The sequence below is a fragment of the Halolactibacillus miurensis genome, assembly GCF_900116255.1.
Lineage (GTDB): Bacteria > Bacillota > Bacilli > Bacillales > Amphibacillaceae > Halolactibacillus > Halolactibacillus miurensis.
In genome coordinates this window covers 124,814-147,411 of sequence record NZ_FPAI01000002.1, presented here as the reverse complement: position 1 = coordinate 147,411, position 22,598 = coordinate 124,814, and the positions used below count along the sequence as shown (strand labels likewise).

The window sequence follows — 22,598 nt, the reverse complement described above, 5'->3', positions numbered from 1 at the left end:
TCGATAGGTTATTTATTTAAATCGTGGAAACGCAATAAATCACCATAAATTAATTGATCTGAATACGTTAATTCATGTTGTGCACGTTCTTTTAGTTCAAGCAGGTCATCGGTCGTTTCCATTATCTCACCTGTCGAACGATCATAGAACGTATCTTTCGTGTAGATGACATCATCTGCTATAAAGCTACCATCACGTAAGGCAATAAAATCTTTTCTGTTTTCTCCAAAAAGATTCGTACCAAAACTAATGTCATTGCTTCCTTCGATCCCGAGTAGATGAAGGAGTGTTGGCTTAATATCTACCTGACCAGCAATGTCAGAAATGACCTTGCCTTCTTCACCAGGAATATGAATATAAAGCGGCACGCGCTGTAACTGAATATGATCAAATGGCGTAATCTCATCTTTTCCTAGATAACTTGCTGTTGAGCGATCATGGAAATCACTAATACCATAATGGTCACCCATGAGTACAATAACTGAGTCCTCATATTCACCTGACGCCTTTAATTCTTCAAAGAATAATTCAAGCGATTCATCCAAATACCGCACGGTTTGGAAGTAATAATTTAATGTTTTAGAATTTGAGTCAAATGGTGCAAGTGTGGCATCTTCTTCGCCAAGCGTAAATGGGTGATGATTTGTTAAAGTAATCATCCGGGTATAATAAGGTTCTTCTAAACTTGTTAAATACTTCATGGATTGTTTAAAGAAGTCTTTATCTTTTAATCCCCAACCAACTTGGTTCGTATCTGTCACATCATACGCTGCAACATCATAGAAATGATCAACACCTAAATTTTCATACATGACATTTCTATTCCAGAAACTGCCGCTATTAGCATGAAAGACAGACGTGTTATAACCTGACTCTCCTAACATATCAGGAAGGGATTGATACGTATTTTCACTGTGCGTAAAATAAACCGCCCCACTTGGTAGTGGATAGAGTGATGTTTCCGCAATAAATTCTGAATCAGATGTTTTACCTTGCGCAGTTTGATGATAGAAGTTTTCAAAATAATAACTGTCATCAATCAAATCATTTAAAAATGGCGTAATTTCTTCGCCATGCAATTCATTATTAATAACAAATGTTTGCAATGACTCTAACCAAACAAAGATAACATTTTTATCTTTCGCGATCCCGTACATATCCGTTTCCGATGTGTCCGTCGTCTCTTCATCGATATAGGTAAGAATTTCTGATAATTCGTTACCATCTGCTAATACACGTTGAGCTTTAGACTTTGATTGTTGCACAATATCGTACAAGTGAAAGTTAAATAACCCAATATTTTTAACTAAGTACTCCCGGTCAAATCCACGCTGTAATAATTGTGGACGCTCAATCTCCGCTAGTACATAGTTTCCTAATAAAAATACGATTGATAAACTTAAAATTAATTTTTTTCGTTTCGGACGCATCTTTTCAATAACATGCACAGCACCTACTTTTGGTTTAGCGAGATAAAAAATAGCTGCAATATCGGTAAATAACAAGACGTCATACCACTCGATTAGGTTTAACACACTTGAACCTAAATCTTTTGCGTTACTCCCTTGGAATAAAATCGGAATCGTTAAGAAATCACCGAAGTTACGATAAAAAATAAGATTCAAATATAAAATGACGGACCCTAATACAGCCACCACTTTAATATACTTGACTTGGTTTTTTGACTTTAACCAAACGGATAAAGCAAAAACAAAGAAGGCTGTCACGAATGGATTGATGAAAAGAATCATCTCTTGCATGCTATTTTCTAAATTTATATTAAATAAGAAGCGATAAATCACGTACGTCTTTAAACCAAATAACAAGCTGGCAATCACGAACAATTGATTTATTTGTTGTTTTTTAAACATAGTTACCTTGTCCTCCTTAACGTCTAACTACCCGATATTTTTCTCTACTAAACGATTATGACAGACTTGTAAACAAACCGTAAAATCGTTCTCTACTTCGTTAGACGTTGTCCTACCTAAAAAGGTTACATTATGATTGATGTTGTTTAACGAGGTAAGCACCGCCAATAATGCCAGCGTCATTACCTAATTTAGCAATTTCGAACGTACTACCCTCTACAATGCGTGGCAGAGCATAACGCTTAAACGCCAATTCTAACGGTTGAAGTAATGCCTCTCCTGCTTTAGATACACCGCCACCAATGACAATTTTTGATGGATTGACAATCGTCGTAATATTAGAAATCGCTAATCCTAACGTATCCATTATTCGATGGACAACATCTTGTGCCACCTGATCATTTTCTTTGACCGCATCAAACACATCTTTGGCTGTTAGACGACCTTTTTTCTTATATAATGGCGTAAGGATTGTCTCGGGATGTTGTTCAACTTGCTCCTGGGCAATCCGGCCAATACCTGTTGCTGAAGCAATCGTTTCAAGACATCCGTTACGACCACAATTACATCTTACACCATGAACATCCATTGTCATATGACCAATTTCACCCGCCATGCCGTTTGATCCGCTAACAATCTTTCCGCTCACAATGATTCCACCACCAACACCAGTGCCAAGAGTGATCATAACTAAGTTCTCAGCTAATCCACCAGAACCTAACCAGTTCTCACCTAAAGCTGCAATGTTCGCATCATTTTCAATGTATACAGGCAACCCCGACAAATCATGTAATATGTCGCCTAACGGGAAGTCAACCCATCCTAAATTAACTGCTTGAGCAATATCTCCGGTATCTGCTACCACAAATCCAGGCGCTCCAACACCAATACCTAAACATTGATTTTTGTCTATATGATTAGTAGCTAAATGTTCCGTTAGCGATGTCCAAATATCGTGAGGAATACGATCAGATTGATCACCTGTTTGTGTGGTAATTTCCCACTTTTCAAGAATCTCTCCTGATTCTGAAATTATACCAAGTTTAATCGTCGTTCCACCAATATCTACACCTAACAAATATTTTGTCATTGTTTCCCGCTCCTTTTGGCCAATTCTAATTCTTTTTCATAACTGAGTACACCTAAACATTGATAATAGTCATCATCGGCGATAATCCCCTCGTGTTTAAGCGCCTTTAATTCAATGAGGCTTAATTCTATTTCTGCTTCACGATTACCTATGTATGTGACTATACCAAATCGACGTAAAAACTTTTGTACATCGTAATATGTTTTCAAAACGTCACCCCATCTATTATAACAAATTATTAAGTAAATAGAAAATTAAATTACATTAATTTCTTGCGATGATCAATGTTCCAACAGGTTGGTCATGCGATTCGATTGGAATATGATCAATAAGTTGAGTTTCATGAAGAATGGACAGCGTTTGTCCCGAGAATGTTTCTAAGAATCGATCGTAGTACCCGCCACCATGACCAATGCGATAATGATCCGTATCAAAAACGACGCCTGGGACAATTAATACATCTATGTGGTCTTTGCTAACTTTATGCATGACCGTGGGATCAGGCTCTAATAAATTAAAATGTCCGACCGATAACTGTTCAATAGATGATAATTGATAAAAGGCTAACGTCTTTGTATCGGTTAAACAGAGCGGGACACAGACTTGTTTTCCATCTGATAGCGCCTGTTTGATAATTAGTCTTGTTTCCCATTCATGCGCATGGCTAACGGTCAAGCCTATAGTCTTACTGTTTTTATATAGATCTGTTTCAATGAACTGATTATAAAGGGTCGTTTCTATTTGTTTTCTTCGGGTTTTCGAAAAAGCTAAGAGGCGTTGTATTGTCTGTTTACGCATGTGAGATTTTTCTTCCATCATTAGAGCCCCCATTTACTAATCGTGTATACTGTACATATTATACCTGCGGTAAGCTATCTTCTTTCATTATAGAAAAAACTCTTATCTAAAGTAAAAAGATAAGAGTTTTAGCAAACATTATTTTGTTTCACGGTGAAGCGTATGTTTTTTAAGACGTGGGCTATACTTCTTAAGCTCAATACGCTCAGGGTTTGTACGTTTATTTTTTGTCGTAATGTAGTTACGATCACCAGTTTCAGTACACGCTAGTGTGATGTTTACACGCATGATTATCCCTCCAAACTTTTCAACTATCATTTTCATAAAATATCATTTTCAGACCCATTCATTTTAACAAGATATAAAGAAATAATCAAGCACTTGTTTATTATTTCTTTTATTTTATCCGTTGTTTTTGCACATGTATCGCACCGTTTCGATTTACCTTTACGACATGAAGTAAATTATGCTATAAATAAGGGGAGTGAAAGGAGGCAATTTATTTGCTGGAATTAATCATCGGTTTAGTCATTATAAGTGTTGTTTTATTTGCACTCTCTTTCTTTATGAGCGATCGCTTTAAAAAAATAGAGGATCAGATTGAACAACTTTCCCTTAATCAGATGCAGGAAAGTTATCAAACAAATCAAAAGCTAAAAATTCTTGAAGAAGAGCTATTACCAACAACAGTCCATACAGATTTTAAACCTCAAAGTAAATCTACCGTGACACAACGCATCGAATCGTTGTATCGTAGCGGTCATTCGCTATCAGAGATAAGCCACCTAACAAACATTAGCGAATACGATATTGAGCAGGTTATTCAAACAATAAGATAAATGAGTTAGGAGATTAATATGAAACACACGCTTCGTGCTTTTAGTTTAGGAATGCTCGCAACAACGACAATTTTTAGTATATATATCTTCTTTTTTAACGAAACAGATACATCCACAGCACGTCCAAGTGATACTGACATGATTCAATCTTTAGAAGATAACGGCTTTCATATTTACACAGATGATGAGTTAACACGGTTTATTGACGAACAATTAGCTGAACAAACGGCGGATGAAAAAAATCAAAATAACACGTCAGACATAGACGAGAGCGAGCCATCATCAGTACCTGAAAATGAGCCTACACCAGAAGAACCGTCAAAGGATAATCAAGAATCTTCTGTTGATACGTCATCGTTTATCCTTACGATTGAACCAGGTATGACGGTTACCGAAGTCTCGAACTACTTAATCATTGCCAACCTAATCGAATCACGTGAACAATTCATCAATTATTTATCAGACAACGGTTATGCAACGAACATTCAAGTGGGCTCATTTGAACTCGATCGTGACATGACATTAGATGAAGTCGTTGATGTTATTGCAAATAAAGAGTAAAAGCTTAAGTGGAGAAATATTCTTCTTCACTTAAGCTTTTTTATTTATTTTATTCTTCTTCATCCAGAGAATCTTCATTTACTTCTTCATTATTTGATGGGTTAGTGTTTGATTGCTGTTCTTCGGCTTTTTCTTCTTTAATATCAAAATAAGCCTCGATTAAACGATTCCCAATATTATGGTGAATACCGTTTTGATCATTTCCTACACCTGTTTTAGGTATAATAATGGCGAAGGCAACTTCTGGTTCATCATATGGGGCATAACCTACTAAAGTGAGGTTGTTCGTCCGCTGTTCTTCCCCGTCAACGTAAAAATAATTTTGCGCTGTTCCAGTTTTGATCGCCACGTCATAAGGGTTATTCGCCCAGTGTCCTCGTCCAGTCCCTTGTGTAGCCGCTAGTCTAAACCCTTGTTGCACGCGGTCAATATAACGCTCATCCATATCAATACGGTTTAACACATTTGGCGTAGTACTCGTGACCACTGGTCCTAACGTGGTTTTGTCGCCATTTGCTGAGTGTTCTTCTTTAACAATGTATGGCGCTAAACGGTAACCATCATTAGCAATCGTTGACACATACTGTGCCATCTGTAAAGTCGTATACGTATCATACTGCCCAATCGCATAGTCAAGTAATAAACCACCATCAATGATATTAGAACCCACATAACCAGTCGCTTCAAACGGTAAATCAATTCCCGTCTTTGATCCTAAGCCAAATTGTTGGAAGTGATTCCGCATGGTTTGAAAACTTGATTGGTCAAATGACCGGAGTGGTTCATTATAATTGTATACCGCAGTCGCAATACGCATCGCAATTTCAAACATATAGACGTTTGACGATTGTTCTAGAGCTTTCAAGTCATTGATCAATCCAAAATTACGCCATGATTTTTTAATCGGGGTCCCCGCTATTTTAATTGGACGATCATTCAGTACTGTTCCAATATCAATGACACCCGTTTCATAACCTGTTAGCACTGTTGCCCCTTTCACTGATGAGCCTGGAATATGGGCATCATATACGACACGGTGAGGTTGATTTTCAAAAGTATTCTCATCACGATTGTAATGAGCTGCGGTCATACCTAGTACTGCCCCTGTCTGTGGGTCAAGAACGGCTACTAAGGCATCTTCCATGTGACGATTCCGATAAGGGTCTTGGGCAATATACTTTTCTAATTCGTCTTTTACAATCTCATCCAAAGCTTGTTGAAAATCCATATCGATGGTAAGAACTAAATCATTCCCAGCTTTTCCTGCTTGTACAGTGCTGGTACCGACAATTTCTCCATCGTTATTAATCGTATATTGAATGACTTCTTTTTGACCTCGCAACACATCCTCATATTGCTGTTCTAGGCCACTCTCTCCAACACGATCATTCCAACTATAACCTAAGTTTAAATAATAGTCTTGATTATCTCGCGGAATCCCCTGATCAGCATCGGTAATATTACCGATAAATGTGCGGAAGGTATCGTCAAATGGATAGACTCTGTTCCAATCGATTTTCGCATCAATACCTGGAAGTAAATTGAGGTGTTCCGATACTTGAGCGTATTCCTCCTCCGTTACCTCTTCATTTTTAATCACGTGCGGTGACAATTCTATCGCTTGATCGAGTTCTTTTTTTATAGCCACGACATTTAGTTGATACGGATCGGACCAGTCAAGACTGTTGTAATCTTCAGGCGTAATAAGATCAAGCTGCCTTTGATACAAATCTCCTGCTTCTAATTCATTGTCCTCTTCCGTTAAGCGCTCTTCAATTTGTTCGCGATTTTTTTCATTAGACACATACCAAAACTCTTTTTTATCTCGTTCATTTACAATCTCATTTAATCCTTCTTCATCTTCTGCCATCATTACCATCGTTGCTAGTTTTTCAGCAATACTAATCTTTGCGAGATGTGAATCACCATTTTTAGGCGGTGTATACGTGATGGAACGCACCGGTTCATTATCGACAACTAATTCACCGTCAGCATCATACATTAAGCCTCGCGGCACCGCAATCGATGTTTTAGCATTTTCTGTTTCATTCAGCCGTTCGCGCGCTTCTTCTCCATTTAATATTTGTACAACACCTAACTGCAAAATAAGCAGTGAAAATAAGAGAAACACAAATAAAAACATTATATTTAAACGCATGGCTGTTTGTGCTCGTTTTTTCTTTTTCTTAGCCATCTTGATCACCTTTTTCTATACATACTTCCTACGTATTATAGCATTAATTAGACTAACAGACAAAAAAGAATCACACCCTAAGGCATGATTCTTTGTGTCATTCATTTATTATTTAGCTGCTTGATAATATTCCTCTACTTTATCCCAGTTAACCACGTTCCAGAAAGCATCAATATAATCTGGTCGACGGTTTTGGTAATTGAGGTAATAAGCATGTTCCCATACGTCAATACCTAGAATAGGTGTTTTGCCATCACTAATAGGTGAATCTTGGTTTGGTGTGCTTAAAACTTCTAACTTACCATCAGAAACAACAAGCCATGCCCAACCTGAACCGAAACGAGTAGCCGCTGTATTCGCAAATGTTTCTTTAAAGGCATCAAAGCTACCGAAGGTTCCATCAATCGCTTGTTTTAAGTCACCAACAGGTTCTTTTGCGCCGTCTTTACCAAGAACAGTCCAGAATAGACTGTGATTGGCATGACCGCCACCGTTATTTCTTACAGCCGTTCGAATATCCTCAGGTACTTTATTTAAGTCTGCTAAAATTTCTTCCACAGTTAAGTCATCAAACGCACTGTGACCTTCTAATGCTGCATTCAACTTCGTCACATAACCGTTGTGGTGTTTCGTGTGGTGAATGTTCATTGTTTCCTTGTCAATGTGTGGTTCGAGTGCATCGTACGCATAAGGTAGTTCTGGTAATTCAAATTTCGCCATAATAAATTTCCTCCTTAGATTTTAGTGATTCTAATGATTCACAAAATGTTCACTTTTACTATACTCATACTTTATCAAATTTGTATAAATGAAGCAAACATTTTGATTCTTACCTGTTCATCATACTATATTCACTTCACGGAAGATTGTTAAACATGTTTTGTGTGACTACTTATTTTTTCAATCGGATCCTCATTATCACCGTCTTGATCACCTATCTGATCAGACGAGCCAAACGCTTGTAATTGTTCAAGCGCACCAACATCATCAATCACAAGACCTTCTTTGGACTCATGGTACAACTTTCTGTCTAATCCATGCTCAGCATGATCAATACACGTTGAGGTTGTCGGAAGCGCTTCTAAACGATCCGGATTAATCTCTTTCCCGCAAACTTCACAGAGATGATAAACACCTTCATTCATCCGTTCAAGTGCATGTCTAATATCACCTAAATGTCGAATTTCTTGTTCAGTTAAAGTGCGCCTTAATGTTTCATCATATAAAGCAGAACCTTCATCTCCCGGATGATTATCATAGTGCGACAATTCCCCATCATCAAATACCTCTGCTTTATGCTTTTTAATTTGTTCGATTAATGTATCTTGTTCTTCTAATAACGTTTGTTTAATCGTTTGTAATTGTTCACTATTCAAAGAACTCTCTCCTCTCTATGCCATAACTATTTTCGCCTTCTCTTATATTTTCCACAAGTCATATGTTTTAAACATATTTGAAATTCTAATCATCTTACATTCTATATACATGCATAGAAAAACACCTAAGTACAGAGTACTTAGGTGTTTTAACGAGTGGCTCGGGACGGAGTCGAACCGCCGACACACGGAGCTTCAATCCGTTGCTCTACCAACTGAGCTACCGAGCCGTAAAAGGGATATAATGGCGGAGGAAGAGGGATTCGAACCCCCGCGAGCCGTGAAGCCCCTGTCGGTTTTCAAGACCGATCCCTTCAGCCGGACTTGGGTATTCCTCCGAAATATAATGTTAATTACTTAGCGTCTGATGGTGGACCCTGCAGGATTCGAACCTGCGACCGATCGGTTATGAGCCGATAGCTCTAACCAACTGAGCTAAGGGTCCTTTATGGGGCGACCGGTGGGGATCGAACCCACGAATGTCGGAACCACAATCCGATGTGTTAACCACTTCACCACGACCGCCATAACGCTATATAATTTTTAAATGGTAGCGGCGGAGGGAGTCGAACCCACGACCTCACGGGTATGAACCGTACGCTCTAGCCAGCTGAGCTACGCCGCCATAATGGCTCCACAGGTAAGATTCGAACTTACGACCGATCGGTTAACAGCCGATTGCTCTACCACTGAGCTACTGTGGAATAATGTTGTCGTTTGAGTTTTTGTAACTCAGCGACGTTTAATAATATATCATGTTTTAAAATAGTCGTCAATACATTTAGGAAAAAATATCTTAAATTTCTTTAGTTGACCAAAAATAGTAGGTGAGAACAGAGCTTGACCCCTCTCTGTTCTCACAACTATTTAAATCATCCCATCGTTTTTAATGCACGGTCTCAGGTATTTTTTCACCTAATACGTCTTCAGCGATATTTAATGCGTGATCACCAATACGCTCTAAGTTACTTAAAATATCTACATAAACAATTCCTGATGGTCCTGAACATGACCCTTCATTAAGACGAATGATATGTTTTTTACGGAATTTTTTCTCCAAGCGGTCAATTTGATTTTCTAATTTAACTACATCTAGTGCTTTTTCACGGTTCATATCAGATATCGCTTCAATCGCTTCTTTCACAATATTTTTAGTTTTATCAAACATTTCGTTCAAATCTCCGCGAGCATCATCCGTAATAACAATTTTATTTTTAATTTTATATTCAATTAACTCAATAATATTTTCAAAGTGGTCACCAATACGTTCAATATCTCGAACAGAATCAATGAGTGCCGTATGCTTCTCACTATCCGCATCAGAAAGCGGGGCAGAGGCTAAGTCAATCAAATAATCTGTTATTTGAGAATCTAGCTTATTTAAAGCATTCTCAATTTGCAAGGCGTTATCTGCATGTTTTTGTTCATGATTATTTAAGAAATTTGCGCTTTCCTCTAAGCCTTTATACGCATATTCACCCATCTTAATAATTTCTTCTTTCGCTTGCTCTAAAGCAACTGATGGCGCTTGATGAATAAAGATCGGATCTAAGTGTGTTGGTTTAAATTCAATCACTGAATCTTCACCAGGAATAATTTTTGTAACTAAGTTAGCTAGCACACCAATAAGCGGGAAGAAAACAAGAACAGCAGCGACATTAAAAATACCGTGCGCAAAAGCAATCGACATTCTGGCGTTTAAATCTAATGTTGTCGTCAAATATTCCACTATTGCTTGATAAGGTGATAAGACAAGCATCACAATAACAGCCCCTAACACATTAAAAATAACGTGTGTTAAGGCGGCACGACGCGCGGCAATCGATGCTCCAATCGACGCAATAACAGCAGTAATGGTTGTTCCGATGTTGTTACCAAATAATACTGGTAGAGCAGCATCTAGTTCAATCATCCCGTCTTGAACAAGATTCTGTAAAATACCAATCGTCGCACTTGAACTTTGAACGATAAACGTAAATACCGTCCCGATAACAACACCTAAGATTGGCACATCTGACATTTGAATCGTTAAGTCTTGGAACGCTTGTAAGTAGCGTAGCGGTTTAAGACCGTCACCCATCAATTCCAAACCATAGAACAGCGCACCGAAACCAAAGATCGCATGCCCATAATTTTGTAATTTATTATTTTTCGCAAAGAACATAAGAAGGGCACCTACTGAAATGATCGGTAACGCATAAGCGCCAATATCAATACCGATAATAAAGGAGGTCACTGTCGTACCAACATTCGCACCCATAATAACCCCAATGGACTGTCTGAATGTCATAAAGCCTGCATTAACTAAACCAATCGCAAGGACGGTCGTGCCTGAGCTTGATTGAATTAAAATCGTCACCACAATCCCCGCTAACACACCCATCAGTGGATTACTAGTAAATTTGTCTAAAATATCTTTTAGTCGGTCCCCAGCTGAATTCTGGAGCCCTTCTCCCATATACTTAATACCGAGAAGGAAAATACCTAACCCTCCAAAAAATTCAAATAACATTTGTTGCACATTAACTTCCACGGAATCCAATCCCTTCATTTCAAAAATTATATACGTGTTAAAACAATCCTTATCCATTATCACGATTTATAAATGAAATGTAAAGATAATTCGACGAAACTTTACATTAACTTTACAAACTTCTAACATACGCTTCATCTATAAAAAAACACGCCGAAATTAGGCGTGTTCGTGGATTTTTTCAACTAATATTCGCGTGCCATCTACGGAGATTATCTTTACTTGTTCACCTTTTGCGATATATTGACCGTTTGATATAGCGCTATACTCTTGATCATCTATAAGTATCCGACCAACAGGGCGTAAGTCCGTCGTAGTTTCAACTGTTTGATTAACGAATGATTGAAAGCTTGGATTAACAGAATTATATCCTGATACACTATCAAGGCGATCAGCTAAAATAACTTTAGACCAAAGGGCTCGGCGTGGTAATATTTTCAACCAGACAATGCTTAATCCCGCTCCGAAAATCAATCCAAGAAAGGCATATAAACCAGTGGATACATTAGGTGAGGCAAAAGCGAGTGAACCAATCATAAGTAGCACACCGATACTACCTAACAACCCATCGTTAATTAATTCACCATCAATAAAGATCAAAATAAGTCCTAAACCATAAACTAAACCAACAATTAACACCATGCTTGGATCTAAGAAAACAGAGAAATAGAACGTGATCAATCCTAATCCTAAAACAGCAAGTAAGCCTTTTGCTTTTACTAAGACTTCTCCAAAAACAAACATTGTCGCAAATAAAACTACAATTAAGCTGAGGATAGGATAAGTCGATAAAATTGGCATATAACCCCTTCTTTCTTCATATTATATAAAAAAATCTTTTTGTGAGGTCTTTAAATAATGAAAAGAAAGTCTATCATCATCTTGAGTAGTATCATTATATGTTTATTAATCATAGATGAAAACTTACCAAAAATGAATGACCCTTCCACTTCCTATTATCCCCCTCCATCTGCTTCATATCAAGTAAAAATTAAATATGTTCATGATGTTTCAGATATCTTAGTCACTCTATATGAATTAAACGGAACAGCCTCACAGATAACGATAAAAGGAATTGAAGTGTTTCAAGATATCAACAACTTAGAAAACCTTACCCGTATCCCGCTTCAGTGCTATTATTATTTTCCACAATTTAAAAAGCCGGAAGCACATGCTCCCGACTTAATATCATTATATTTCACTTCATAACAATCGCATGATGCTGATTTGCTTTTGATTGGATCACTGTAGCATATTGACTTTTTGCTGTGCCATTCGCTTTTTTATAATTTTCCATACCTGTCATCCCACGATGATAAGCCGTTAAAGCTTCATCCCAGCGGCCATATTTCTCATAAAGATAATCAAGATAGACGACAGATAATTTCATTGAATAGTAGGGGTCAAATAACATCGATTTTTCATATGCCACACCTGCCATTTCAGCAATCCACGGCGCTGTATTTTCCATAAATTGCGCCATACCGTAGGCATGACCATAAATTGTTTCTGGTCCCACCGTATCAGGTGCGAATGTATGACCTGTCTCTACTTTTAATAATTCATACACGATGAATGGATCAATCTCATATTTTCTTGCCTCTTTAATCATGTAGACAGCCCAACTCTTTTTAAAGCGACCTTCGCTATCATTCATCATTGTTTCGGCATCCTTTTCAATTGTTTGCCACACAACCGATTGAACATCGGACGTGTCCTTTTCATAAGCTGAAGTTTCTTCATCGATTCGTCTTTGTGATTTATCAGATGCTATAAATGTTTTTTCTTCAGCTTGCACTGTTTGCTCGTTAATATTTAGTAAGTTTATGCTAGATAATAAAATAACAAAAATAAGAGCACTTACTAAAACGACGTAGCGTTTTGTCATAAATTTCTTCCTTTCTGTATGTCTGTTTGACAATACAAGTCGTTATACTACACTATTTAAAAATCCTTTGCAACCTTTAAGGTTTATATTACCCATTTATAGTATTTATCTAACATTTAATTCATTTAATTTCATATTTAAGTTAATAAAAAGATATTTTTAGGAGGTTTTTTTCCGTGTCAAAAATACTTAAACCATTGATATTAAAGCGTTTTCACGAGTTATCCACAGACGAGATAAAACATTTCGCTTTGATGCACAACTTACCAGAAACAGCCAAGCACGCTAAAGATATTTTAGCTTTCATCCGGCCACTAGATCCATTTAAACAGGATAACCTTGTTTATTTGTTTAGCTATTTACGTACTATTTTACCGGCACACGAAGTCACCTATATACATCAATCGCTTATCGACCTGATTGAGTCTTATCATCTCATTGAATTGTTTGATTAAACGCAAAAAAAAAACCGCAAACGACCATTGTGACGGTCGTTTGCGGTTTGATAGATGATACTTTTCAACATAAGATTTAAAGCTTCATTTTTATTGATTTAAAATTTTATTTTTTAAATCATTATCAAATGCTTGCTTTTTCAGCATCTCAATTTCAAATTTGTATGGTGGTTTTTTATCCTTTTTATCTTCCCCTACATAAGGCGTTTCAAGAATCTTTGGAATGTCTTTAAATGCCTCATGATGAACAATGTAGTTTAACGCCTCAAAGCCAATGTGGCCAAAGCCAATATTTTCATGACGATCTTTATGGGCACCGACTGGATTTTTGCTATCGTTGACGTGCACGACCTTAATGCGATCAACACCAACAATTTTATCAAATTCATTGAGCACACCATCAAAATCGTTCACAATATCATATCCCGCATCATGCACATGACACGTATCAAAACAGACCGATAAACGATCACTTAGCGTCACACCATCAATGATTTGAGCAATCTCTTCAAACGTGCGACCGACTTCTGACCCTTTTCCTGCCATCGTCTCCAACGCTATCTGAACGTCTTGACCTTTCGTTAGCGCTTCGTTTAACCCTTCAATAATCCGTTTAACACCTGTTTCACTACCAGCCCCTACGTGGGCACCAGGATGGAGCACAATTTGTTTGGCGGTTAAAGCTTCGGTGCGATCTACTTCACTTTTCATAAAGTTGACACCAAGCTCAAATGTTTCTGGTTTCGTTGTGTTACCTAAATTTATGATATAAGGCGCATGGACGACTAAATCCTCGATGCCGTGATCTTTCATATGCTGAAGACCCTTTTCGATATTTAGTTCCTCAATCGCTTTTCGTCTCGTATTTTGCGGTGCACCTGTATAAATCATCATCGCGGTTGCGTTATAACTTGCCGCTTCTTCACTTGAACCAAGCAACATCTTTTTCCCACTCATCGAAACATGTGATCCTAATTTCAACATTCTACTCACCCTCGTTTATTTTTACTGCGATTTAATTGTTGTTTAATCCGTTGTTGTTGACGTTTCATTTTCTTTTTGTAACCTGGTTTGACTTTATCAGGTTTTCTCACCTTTAACCAAGCTTCACGATCAGTGTCATGCCCGTCTTTCTTCCGGCGCTGACGCTCATCCCATGGTTTAATTTCACGCCATTCACCTTTGATAATGTCATAGGTCGTGAAGTCAATTTTACGTGACGTTAGTTTTTGCAGTAATGGCACATCGTCCTCATGATAAATATTGATAGCTGTCCCTTCCATACCGGCACGAGCCGTTCGACCAATACGGTGAATATAAAATTCTTCTTCCTTAGGAAGTTGAGCATTAATGACATGGCTCACACCTTTAATATCAATCCCACGTGCAGCTAAATCGGTCGCTACGATGTATTGATATTTTAATGCTTGAATATCCTTTAACACGCGTTTTCTTTCCCGTGATGGCAAGCCACCATGGATGATACCTACATTAATGCCTTTATCTAAAAGACCTTTGTGTAATTTATTCGCCTCATCTTTATTGTTTGTAAAAATGATAGCTAAATAAGGGTTAATCACTTTCGTGATATCATGAATCACACTCGCTAATTCCCGGTGTCTTAGTGGAATTAATTGATGTTCAATTTTTTCAGGCGCAAAGTGATCTTTAATGTGCACGTGCGTCGGATTTTGTAAATATTTCTTTAAGAACGGATGAAGGCGTTCTGGTATCGTCGCAGAAAATACCGCCAACTGAATCTTTTGATTCGCTTTGGTTAACATTTGATCAATTTCATTAATTAAGCCGAGATCTAACATTAAATCCGCTTCATCAACGACAAAGCTCTTTGCTGAATACAAATCAATCGCGCCTTCATTAATTAAATCAAGCAAGCGACCTGGCGTCGCCACAATAATATGCGGTTGTTCTTTTAATTTTTCAATCGAACGCTTTTTATCCGTTCCACCGATAAACAATTTTGATTGAATCACCTCTTTATGTGGTGATAATGCGATGATGCGCTTGACTTCTTCATGAATTTGAGTTGCTAACTCACGAGTTGGTGAGGTCACAACAAATTGTACTTCCCGCTTATCTACCTCTATTTGATTGAATAAAGGAAATAAAAACGCATGGGTTTTTCCTGAACCTGTATGCGATTGGCCAATAACACTTTCTCCGCGCAACATGGCTGGTATAACTTTTTGCTGAATCGGTGTTGGTTCTTTAAATCCTAGGCCATCTACAACCTCGTGAATCCAACTGTTTAATGCATACTCTTTAAATAAATGTTTTTCCATAATGGTCTCCTTTTTTTAAAACAACGTCCAAACTATACGTTTAGTATAACCTAGATTCGCATCTATGCCTATTGTACAACCTTCTATTTATACCGAAATGGGTTCGTATGGCCTTTTGAGGCCACAATCGGATAATCCCATTCTTTTTTTGTGAAAATAGACTGACTTATCTGTTTAAAGTCCTCTTTCATCACACTTTCTAAATAATGCCCGGCATCAATAATATTTAAACCAAGAGCTTCCGCATCTTGCGTTGGATGGAAGGTCATATCACCCGTGATATAGACATCTGCTTTTTTCTTCAGCGCATCCATCACAAACTTTTCACCACTTCCCCCTAAGATAGCCACCCGCTTAATCACTTGATCTTTTGACCCGGCCACTCTCACGCCTTGTAAACCAAAGATTGATTTGACACGTTCAACAAATTGGTCAAAAGGTAAGGACTCCGTTAAATCACCTACACGACCAAGACCGAATACTTTACCTGTATTAAGTAGTGGAATAAGATCAAAAGCAGGTGTCTCATAAGGATGCGTGCTATGAATCGTCGCTAATGCAACGGATACTTGTTCTCGCGTAATCACATACTCAAGTTTTATTTCTTCTACTGCTTCACGTGCCCCACTCGTGCCAATAAAGGGGTTAGCTTTCTCTGTTGGTTGAAAACGCCCTGTACCTGTCATTTCATACACGCAAGCTTCATAGTCTCCCATCGTGCCAATACCCATATTTATCAAAGCTTGATCAACCATTTGCTTATGCGTATTTGGTACAAACACTTGTAGTTTAATAAGTGTCGAGCTATCTTCTTCAACGAGCACCTCTCTATTAATCAACCCTAACCGATCAGCTAAACGGTCATTCATCCCGCCATTAACACGATCGTAATTCGTGTGAGCCGAGAAAATCGTTAGATCGTTCAATAGACATTTCTTGATGATGCGTCCTTTCATCGTCGAGAAATCGATTTTTTTCATCGGTTTAAACATGATAGGGTGATGGCTAATGATAAGATTCACACCTTGTTCAATGGCTTCATCGATGACACTCTCTGTTACATCTAACGTCGTTAAAACACCTGTAAGCGGGGTATTGATATCTCCAATTTGTAAACCAACCGCATCCCAATCATACGCTAACCGTTCGGGCACAACAGCTTCAAACGCTTGTAAAAAGTCTTTGATGTATACAGCCTTATTCATCGCTTAACACCTCGCTGATCCACTGTTTTCTCTCATTAAAAAGTGCTAACTTCTCTTCATTGATTTGTTTTGCTAGAGACATATTATTGATGACACGAACGACATTATCATACTCGCGTTGCCATTTCTCTTTAAAAACGTCTGATGACTCTCGTCGTAAAAATGGCCCGAAAAAGACATCTTTTGGTGATAACGAAACAGCCTCGGAAGCTTTATCCGCTACAATGATCTCATAAATGTGGCCATCTTCTTTTAGAATATCTTCAGCAACGATCTGAAAATCATTTATCACTAACCATTCACGTAAATAATGACTGTCGACGTTCGGTTGTAAAATTAACCGCTCAACATGTGATAAGTATTGTAAACCCTCTGACAAAATAGAGCGGATTAAACCGCCGCCCATCCCGCAAATGACTACGGTATCTATAGGTTCTTCATTTATCACCGTCAAACCATCACCTTTTCTAACATCAATGCGATCGGATAATTGATACCCTTTCACGTGTGACACCGCCGCCTCAAACGGCCCTTGATTCAACTCTCCAGCAATTCCTTTTGCTGATGCGTCTTTTTGACAGACGTAAATCGGTAAATAGGCGTGATCACTGCCAATATCCGCAAAAAAAGCGCCTGTACTGACATATTGACTCGCTTGCTTTAACCGATTTGATAACTTCATTGTCTCCATCTTTTCACATCCTCACCTATATAACTAACCCAATCACACCTAAAACAAACATGAGACCACTGATGAGAAGTAGCCAGCGATCTTTTTTAACTAACCCCAAACTGACGCCAACAACGATCATGAAAACAAGCATGATACTCCGATAAAGAAAAGGATTGGTCAATAATCCACTGACATATAACCCTGCTAAAACAAGACTAATAAAATACAATGCACGACTATAGTTCACTTTGAATACTTTTACATGTTGACTTAACATATAAAATATTGAGACAACGATGATGCCACCAAGTATGATTGTTATTTCAATGGCGATAGAAAAGTCCATCAACAACAGCACACTTAACACAAGTGGCACGATAGAAATCATCAATAAACTAAATAAATGTGGTATTAACATTGACAGCGCACTATCTCCTGATGATGCATCCTTTGGTAATAAGTCATCGAGTGCATCGTCCGTTGCTCCTGTTCCCTCTGTATACAGTGCCAATAAAAAGTCACAATAATGCGAGGGCAATAAATGATTATCTTTCCAGTATTTTATTTCATGTATAATCGTTGCTTTTCGTTGTTGGTCCATTCAATCACCTCATTGACGCCACTAGATTATTTTTATGTAAAAAAAGTCAATCGAGTATCAATTGAATCTCAATTGAGACTGGATTGACTATACCAATCACGACTTATTCTAAGAAATCTTTCAGACGCTTACTACGTGACGGGTGACGTAATTTGCGTAAAGCTTTTGCTTCAATCTGTCTAATCCGTTCTCGGGTAACACCAAAAACTTTCCCCACTTCCTCAAGCGTACGTGTGCGACCATCATCTAAACCAAAGCGTAAACGCAAGACATTTTCTTCACGATCAGTAAGCGTATCTAACACATCTTCTAACTGTTCCTTTAATAATTCATAAGCCGCATGATCAGAAGGTGATGTTGCTTCTTGGTCTTCAATAAAATCACCTAAGTGAGAGTCATCTTCTTCACCAATTGGGGTTTCTAACGATACAGGTTCCTGGGCAATCTTTAAGATTTCTCTTACCTTTTCAGGTGTTAAATCCATTTCTTCGCCAATTTCTTCAGGTGTGGGTTCACGACCAAAATCTTGTAGGAGTTGGCGCTGAATGCGAATGAGCTTATTGATTGTTTCAACCATGTGCACGGGGATACGAATCGTACGAGCCTGGTCAGCAATCGCACGTGTGATGGCTTGACGAATCCACCACGTGGCGTACGTACTAAACTTAAACCCTTTACGGTGATCGAATTTTTCCACCGCTTTAATAAGACCCATATTACCTTCTTGAATCAAGTCTAAGAATAACATCCCACGACCGACATAACGCTTCGCAATACTCACCACTAGTCTTAAGTTGGCTTCAGCTAAACGTTGTTTTGCTTCCTCATCACCTTGTTCAATGCGTTCAGCAAGACTAACCTCTTCCTGAGCTGAAAGTAGGTTAACACGACCTATTTCTTTTAAGTACATACGAACAGGATCATTGATTTTAATCCCAATCGGCACACTTAAATCATTCAGATCGAATTCCTCTTCTTCTTTTTTAATATCTTTTTCATCTGGGTCTTTATCTGAATCAGCAATCACATCAATCCCTTGGTCTTGAAGTTGTTCATAGAATTCATCCATCTGGTCTGAATCCAGTTCGAACATTGCTAACCTCTCAGCAACATCATCGTAAGCAATGACCCCTGTTTTCTTCCCGATTTGTGTGATTAACTCCTTGGCTTGGTCCAATGTAATTTCTGGTTCATTTTGTTTCGACTTCTTATCTGCCATAACAGCATCCCCCTCCAACTAACTTTATCCTACTCACGTAATGGCTCTTTTAAACGTTTTTTAAGCTTAACAATTTCCATACCGACTTGAGCGGCCTTCGTATAGTCCTTGTCAATCTCTGCTTGTTTTTGTTGATAAAACAGCTCCTTGATGAGTGCTTTATCTCCTTGTTCACTTTGAATCATATAAACATAATCATTGATTTCCTCTTCTGTCACCTCAGGTGAGAGTGACTGCATTGCCAGTTCAATGATCAAATTTTTCATTTCTGAGTCCTCAATCCGTTCAACGAATTGACTAACATCTGCCGGGTGACCAGCCTCATAATAAGCGTAAAGATGTGTCACAATCACCTTATGAACATCAACATTAAACGAGGCACCTAAACGGTGCTTCATACGTTCGGCAATCGTTGCATCGTACAACATATAACTGATGAGTTTTCTCTCAGCATTATAATAAGCGGGATATAACCGTTGTTGTTTTTTTCTTGCCGTCTGCTTTTGAATCCGTGGTTTCTGTTCTGGCGCAATTTGTTGCCTATTTAACGCCACTTCTCCCATGATAGTATCGACAGAAAGATTATATTCATTCGCTAGTTCTCTGGCGTAATGATCTCTTTCAATAGGCTTAGCGAGTGTCGCAATGTATCGAATGGCTTCATCAATATACTGCATGCGACTCGCTTCAATGGACGTATCATACTGACGTTTTAAATACGTTAAAACAAAACTCATATATGTGGCGCTTTGTTCGAGTATTTTACGCTCAAAAGCTTCTTTTCCATAGGCCTTTAAATAATCATCGGGATCATCGCCATCAGGTATCGACGCAATACGCGATTCAAGTCCCGCTTTTTTTAAGCGTTCAGCCGCTTTAAAAGCCGCTTCAATTCCAGCATGATCACCATCATAACAAACAATGACTTCATCAACATAACGTTTCAGTAATTGCGCTTGGTGATCGGTGAGTGCGGTACCTAATGATGCCACACCGTGAGTAATACCATACTGATCAGCTGTAATGACATCCATATAACCTTCAAATAAAATGGCTTGATTTAACTTTTTCATCTCACTACGGGCTTGATCAAAATTATATAATAAGCGCCCTTTTTGAAACAGCTTCGATTCTGGACTATTTAAATACTTCGGTTCTTCATTACTTATCGTGCGTCCGCCAAAACCAACGGTTTTTCCTAAATGGTTTCTAATCGGAAAGACAACGCGTCCTCTAAAACGATCTAAGACCTTACCGTCTTCTGTTTGTGAAAGCACACCCGTGTGGGCTAAATGATTGAGATGAAAGGATTTCTTCTCAAGTAACGTTGTTGTGACATCGCTCTTATATGGAGCAAAACCGACATTAAATTTTTTCATTGTCTCTTCTGTTAATCCACGCGCCGTCAAGTATTGCTTAGCTTCTTCTGCGCCGTTGGCGTGTACTAATGAATGATGATAAAACATCGTCAGAAATTCATAAGCATTTAAACTTTCTTGGTCCATTCGATTGTTTTGTTGGGTGTGTTGACTTGAGACAGACTCAGGTAACGCCATCCCACTTTTATTGGCCAAGTATTCAACTGCCTGATAAAAACTGAATCCCTCGAGTTCCATTAAGAAATTAAAGACATTTCCACCTTTTCCACAACCAAAACAATGAAAAATTTGTTTTTCTTGCGTCACAGAAAATGACGGAGTGTTTTCACCATGAAAAGGACAAAGACCAAAATAATTTCGACCTTTCTTTTTAAGAGACACATGTTCACCAACAACATCCACAATGTCATTCGCTTTTCGTACCTCTTCAATTAATTGTTCAGGAATTTGACCTGCCATTGATATCACCAACACTTAATTTCTAGATGAAATCAAAAATTCCTTCAAGATTCGACATCTAGAAGAAAAAAATAATCCCACCTCATGATAGTATTACTTTACCTTAAATACTCACGCATTAAACGTCTTTCAGCTGTATTCCATTATCAAATACATTTCTTTTATGACTTATTCTTTATATAAGTTAAAAAATCCTGCCTTCAAAACAAAAAAAATCAAAAATAGACAAGTTTTTTACGCAAATATTAATTATAGTATAAATAAACGAAAACATCAAAACATATATTGCTAAATAGCAAAAACCTTTTTGCCAATGTTCACCATCAACAAAAAGGTTGCTACTATGTTACCTCAACATCTGTAACTGTAAAATAATATTAGCTGTTTCTTCGACTGCTTTATACGAAACATCAATCACAGGACACTGAATCCTTTCAACGAGACGCTCAAAATACTCGAGTTCTTGTTCGATACGCGTCGTTGTTGCGTAGTTCGCATTCGGTTTTAAACCGAGGGCTTTTAAGCGTTCTTTTCTTATATCATTTAATTTCTCTGAATTAATTTTAAGTCCAATACATTTACTTGGGTCCACGTCAAACAGTTGTTTCGGCGGGTCGACTTCAGGTACGATAGGGACATTCGCCACTTTAAAACTTTTCAGTGCTAAATATTGACTTAAAGGCGTTTTTGACGTTCTTGAAATACCTATCAGGACAATATCTGCTTTTTCAATCCCTCTCGGGTCTCGCCCATCGTCATACTTGACCGCAAATTCAATCGCTTCAATTCGCTTAAAATACGCTTCGTCTAATTGATGACTGAGACCAGGTTTTACTCGCGGCTTTTTCCTAAACATCCGCTCCATCGCATCAAGCATTGGCCCTAGAATATCGATGGCTTCAATATCAAGTTCTTGGGAACGTTCACTGATATATTCACGCAAGTCCGGGTCAACTAATGTGTAACCAACAATCGCCCTATCTCTTGCGACAGTCATGAGCACATGATTGATTTTCTCTGTTCCATCAACGTATGGTTCTCTGACTAATTCATATTCATGATGATCACCAAATTGCAACAGCGCTGATTTGATAACTTTTTCAGCTGTTTCACCGAGTGAATCTGATACTAAATAAATCACAGGTTTAACCATG

The 22,598-nt window shown here is 38.1% G+C and carries 23 protein-coding genes and 6 tRNA genes; 4 read left to right on the top strand and 25 right to left on the bottom strand.

All coding sequences use genetic code 11. The features are described from left to right. Positions 1–8: 8 nt before the first annotated feature. The 5 genes from BM390_RS02480 to rpmG form a co-directional block, all read right to left on the bottom strand. On the bottom strand, positions 9–1,871 hold the full coding sequence (locus BM390_RS02480) for an LTA synthase family protein (RefSeq protein ID WP_062319153.1): 1,863 nt from the start codon (positions 1,869–1,871) through the stop codon (positions 9–11). Between the two features lie 130 nt (positions 1,872–2,001). Then, the gene (locus tag BM390_RS02475) at positions 2,002–2,961 is read right to left on the bottom strand and encodes an ROK family glucokinase (RefSeq protein ID WP_062319152.1); all 960 of its coding nucleotides are present in this window, start codon (positions 2,959–2,961) and stop codon (positions 2,002–2,004) included. Continuing rightward, a complete protein-coding gene (locus BM390_RS02470; RefSeq protein WP_062319150.1) occupies positions 2,958–3,170 on the bottom strand; it encodes a YqgQ family protein in 213 nt (70 codons plus the stop codon). The genes BM390_RS02475 and BM390_RS02470 overlap by 4 nt, the downstream gene beginning before the upstream one ends. 55 nt (positions 3,171–3,225) lie before the next feature. Then, entirely contained in the window at positions 3,226–3,777 is a 552-nt protein-coding gene (locus BM390_RS02465; RefSeq protein ID WP_177220604.1) for a 5-formyltetrahydrofolate cyclo-ligase, read from the bottom strand. A 120-nt stretch (positions 3,778–3,897) separates the two neighbouring features. Continuing rightward, positions 3,898–4,047 carry a 50S ribosomal protein L33 gene (rpmG, locus tag BM390_RS02460; RefSeq protein ID WP_026801018.1) on the bottom strand — a complete coding sequence of 50 codons (150 nt, stop codon included), beginning with the start codon at positions 4,045–4,047 and terminating at the stop codon, positions 3,898–3,900. A 215-nt stretch (positions 4,048–4,262) separates the two neighbouring features. Here rpmG and BM390_RS02455 point away from each other — a divergent pair, with 215 nt between their 5' ends. Next, entirely contained in the window at positions 4,263–4,598 is a 336-nt protein-coding gene (locus BM390_RS02455; protein ID WP_062319148.1) for a hypothetical protein, read from the top strand. A gap of 18 nt (positions 4,599–4,616) precedes the next feature. After that, positions 4,617–5,159, top strand: a complete 543-nt coding sequence (locus tag BM390_RS02450) for a hypothetical protein (RefSeq protein ID WP_062319145.1) — start codon at positions 4,617–4,619, stop codon at positions 5,157–5,159. A 49-nt stretch (positions 5,160–5,208) separates the two neighbouring features. Here the strand turns inward: BM390_RS02450 and BM390_RS02445 are convergent, their stop codons facing one another. The 11 genes from BM390_RS02445 to BM390_RS02395 form a co-directional block, all read right to left on the bottom strand. Beyond that, a complete protein-coding gene (locus BM390_RS02445; RefSeq protein WP_089852833.1) occupies positions 5,209–7,353 on the bottom strand; it encodes a peptidoglycan D,D-transpeptidase FtsI family protein in 2,145 nt (714 codons plus the stop codon). A 108-nt stretch (positions 7,354–7,461) separates the two neighbouring features. Beyond that, entirely contained in the window at positions 7,462–8,073 is a 612-nt protein-coding gene (locus BM390_RS02440) for a superoxide dismutase (RefSeq protein ID WP_089852832.1), read from the bottom strand. Positions 8,074–8,222: 149 nt separating this feature from the next. Continuing rightward, positions 8,223–8,729 carry a TraR/DksA C4-type zinc finger protein gene (locus tag BM390_RS02435; protein WP_062319142.1) on the bottom strand — a complete coding sequence of 169 codons (507 nt, stop codon included), beginning with the start codon at positions 8,727–8,729 and terminating at the stop codon, positions 8,223–8,225. A 157-nt stretch (positions 8,730–8,886) separates the two neighbouring features. Then, positions 8,887–8,959 (bottom strand) — tRNA-Phe (locus tag BM390_RS02430). Positions 8,960–8,974: 15 nt separating this feature from the next. Continuing rightward, positions 8,975–9,067 (bottom strand) — tRNA-Ser (locus BM390_RS02425). Between the two features lie 30 nt (positions 9,068–9,097). Beyond that, positions 9,098–9,174: transfer RNA gene (locus BM390_RS02420), tRNA-Ile, on the bottom strand. A 4-nt stretch (positions 9,175–9,178) separates the two neighbouring features. Beyond that, positions 9,179–9,254 (bottom strand) — tRNA-His (locus BM390_RS02415). Between the two features lie 23 nt (positions 9,255–9,277). Further along, positions 9,278–9,354 (bottom strand) — tRNA-Met (locus BM390_RS02410). 4 nt (positions 9,355–9,358) lie between these two features. Beyond that, positions 9,359–9,433 (bottom strand) — tRNA-Asn (locus tag BM390_RS02405). A 182-nt stretch (positions 9,434–9,615) separates the two neighbouring features. Then, entirely contained in the window at positions 9,616–11,262 is a 1,647-nt protein-coding gene (locus tag BM390_RS02400) for a Na/Pi cotransporter family protein (protein ID WP_062319141.1), read from the bottom strand. Positions 11,263–11,421: 159 nt separating this feature from the next. Further along, positions 11,422–12,063 carry an NfeD family protein gene (locus BM390_RS02395; RefSeq protein WP_062319138.1) on the bottom strand — a complete coding sequence of 214 codons (642 nt, stop codon included), beginning with the start codon at positions 12,061–12,063 and terminating at the stop codon, positions 11,422–11,424. 57 nt (positions 12,064–12,120) lie between these two features. Here BM390_RS02395 and BM390_RS02390 point away from each other — a divergent pair, with 57 nt between their 5' ends. Continuing rightward, entirely contained in the window at positions 12,121–12,471 is a 351-nt protein-coding gene (locus tag BM390_RS02390; protein ID WP_062319136.1) for a hypothetical protein, read from the top strand. On the opposite strand, the gene BM390_RS02385 is transcribed toward BM390_RS02390, so the two are convergent. Beyond that, complete coding sequence (locus tag BM390_RS02385) at positions 12,461–13,150, bottom strand: transglycosylase SLT domain-containing protein (RefSeq protein ID WP_089852831.1); 690 nt, start codon at positions 13,148–13,150, stop codon at positions 12,461–12,463. The genes BM390_RS02390 and BM390_RS02385 overlap by 11 nt on opposite strands. A 176-nt stretch (positions 13,151–13,326) precedes the next feature. Here BM390_RS02385 and BM390_RS02380 point away from each other — a divergent pair, with 176 nt between their 5' ends. Beyond that, a complete protein-coding gene (locus BM390_RS02380; RefSeq protein ID WP_062319132.1) occupies positions 13,327–13,605 on the top strand; it encodes a DUF2624 family protein in 279 nt (92 codons plus the stop codon). A 90-nt stretch (positions 13,606–13,695) separates the two neighbouring features. On the opposite strand, the gene BM390_RS02375 is transcribed toward BM390_RS02380, so the two are convergent. The 8 genes from BM390_RS02375 to BM390_RS02340 form a co-directional block, all read right to left on the bottom strand. Beyond that, positions 13,696–14,589 (bottom strand): deoxyribonuclease IV, encoded by an 894-nt coding sequence (locus BM390_RS02375; protein WP_089852830.1) that lies wholly within the window; start codon positions 14,587–14,589, stop codon positions 13,696–13,698. A gap of 5 nt (positions 14,590–14,594) precedes the next feature. Beyond that, positions 14,595–15,908, bottom strand: coding sequence for a DEAD/DEAH box helicase (locus BM390_RS02370; protein WP_062319130.1), 1,314 nt, complete (start codon positions 15,906–15,908; stop codon positions 14,595–14,597). Positions 15,909–15,991: 83 nt separating this feature from the next. Continuing rightward, positions 15,992–17,113 carry a Nif3-like dinuclear metal center hexameric protein gene (locus BM390_RS02365; protein ID WP_062319128.1) on the bottom strand — a complete coding sequence of 374 codons (1,122 nt, stop codon included), beginning with the start codon at positions 17,111–17,113 and terminating at the stop codon, positions 15,992–15,994. After that, positions 17,106–17,804 (bottom strand): tRNA (adenine(22)-N(1))-methyltransferase, encoded by a 699-nt coding sequence (locus BM390_RS02360; protein WP_089852829.1) that lies wholly within the window; start codon positions 17,802–17,804, stop codon positions 17,106–17,108. Before BM390_RS02360 ends, BM390_RS02365 begins: the two co-directional genes overlap by 8 nt. 16 nt (positions 17,805–17,820) lie before the next feature. Then, on the bottom strand, positions 17,821–18,387 hold the full coding sequence (locus tag BM390_RS02355; protein ID WP_062319126.1) for a hypothetical protein: 567 nt from the start codon (positions 18,385–18,387) through the stop codon (positions 17,821–17,823). 103 nt (positions 18,388–18,490) lie between these two features. Beyond that, on the bottom strand, positions 18,491–19,606 hold the full coding sequence (gene rpoD / locus BM390_RS02350; protein ID WP_062319124.1) for an RNA polymerase sigma factor RpoD: 1,116 nt from the start codon (positions 19,604–19,606) through the stop codon (positions 18,491–18,493). 29 nt (positions 19,607–19,635) lie between these two features. Continuing rightward, on the bottom strand, positions 19,636–21,444 hold the full coding sequence (dnaG, locus tag BM390_RS02345) for a DNA primase (protein WP_089852828.1): 1,809 nt from the start codon (positions 21,442–21,444) through the stop codon (positions 19,636–19,638). 346 nt (positions 21,445–21,790) lie between these two features. After that, positions 21,791–22,597, bottom strand: a complete 807-nt coding sequence (locus BM390_RS02340; protein WP_062319121.1) for a pyruvate, water dikinase regulatory protein — start codon at positions 22,595–22,597, stop codon at positions 21,791–21,793. Between the last annotated feature and the right edge of the window lies 1 nt (position 22,598).

Coding starts and splice junctions, on each gene's coding strand:
- BM390_RS02480 (WP_062319153.1), bottom strand. CDS start 1,871: ATGTTTAAAAAACAACAAATAAATCAATTGTTCGTGATTGCCAGCTTG.
- BM390_RS02475 (WP_062319152.1), bottom strand. CDS start 2,961: ATGACAAAATATTTGTTAGGTGTAGATATTGGTGGAACGACGATTAAA.
- BM390_RS02465 (WP_177220604.1), bottom strand. CDS start 3,777: ATGGAAGAAAAATCTCACATGCGTAAACAGACAATACAACGCCTCTTA.
- rpmG (WP_026801018.1), bottom strand. CDS start 4,047: ATGCGTGTAAACATCACACTAGCGTGTACTGAAACTGGTGATCGTAAC.
- BM390_RS02450 (WP_062319145.1), top strand. CDS start 4,617: ATGAAACACACGCTTCGTGCTTTTAGTTTAGGAATGCTCGCAACAACG.
- BM390_RS02445 (WP_089852833.1), bottom strand. CDS start 7,353: ATGGCTAAGAAAAAGAAAAAACGAGCACAAACAGCCATGCGTTTAAAT.
- BM390_RS02440 (WP_089852832.1), bottom strand. CDS start 8,073: ATGGCGAAATTTGAATTACCAGAACTACCTTATGCGTACGATGCACTC.
- BM390_RS02395 (WP_062319138.1), bottom strand. CDS start 12,063: ATGCCAATTTTATCGACTTATCCTATCCTCAGCTTAATTGTAGTTTTA.
- BM390_RS02390 (WP_062319136.1), top strand. CDS start 12,121: ATGAAAAGAAAGTCTATCATCATCTTGAGTAGTATCATTATATGTTTA.
- BM390_RS02385 (WP_089852831.1), bottom strand. CDS start 13,150: ATGACAAAACGCTACGTCGTTTTAGTAAGTGCTCTTATTTTTGTTATT.
- BM390_RS02375 (WP_089852830.1), bottom strand. CDS start 14,589: ATGTTGAAATTAGGATCACATGTTTCGATGAGTGGGAAAAAGATGTTG.
- BM390_RS02370 (WP_062319130.1), bottom strand. CDS start 15,908: ATGGAAAAACATTTATTTAAAGAGTATGCATTAAACAGTTGGATTCAC.
- BM390_RS02365 (WP_062319128.1), bottom strand. CDS start 17,113: ATGAATAAGGCTGTATACATCAAAGACTTTTTACAAGCGTTTGAAGCT.
- BM390_RS02360 (WP_089852829.1), bottom strand. CDS start 17,804: ATGGAGACAATGAAGTTATCAAATCGGTTAAAGCAAGCGAGTCAATAT.
- BM390_RS02355 (WP_062319126.1), bottom strand. CDS start 18,387: ATGGACCAACAACGAAAAGCAACGATTATACATGAAATAAAATACTGG.
- rpoD (WP_062319124.1), bottom strand. CDS start 19,606: ATGGCAGATAAGAAGTCGAAACAAAATGAACCAGAAATTACATTGGAC.
- dnaG (WP_089852828.1), bottom strand. CDS start 21,444: ATGGCAGGTCAAATTCCTGAACAATTAATTGAAGAGGTACGAAAAGCG.
- BM390_RS02340 (WP_062319121.1), bottom strand. CDS start 22,597: ATGGTTAAACCTGTGATTTATTTAGTATCAGATTCACTCGGTGAAACA.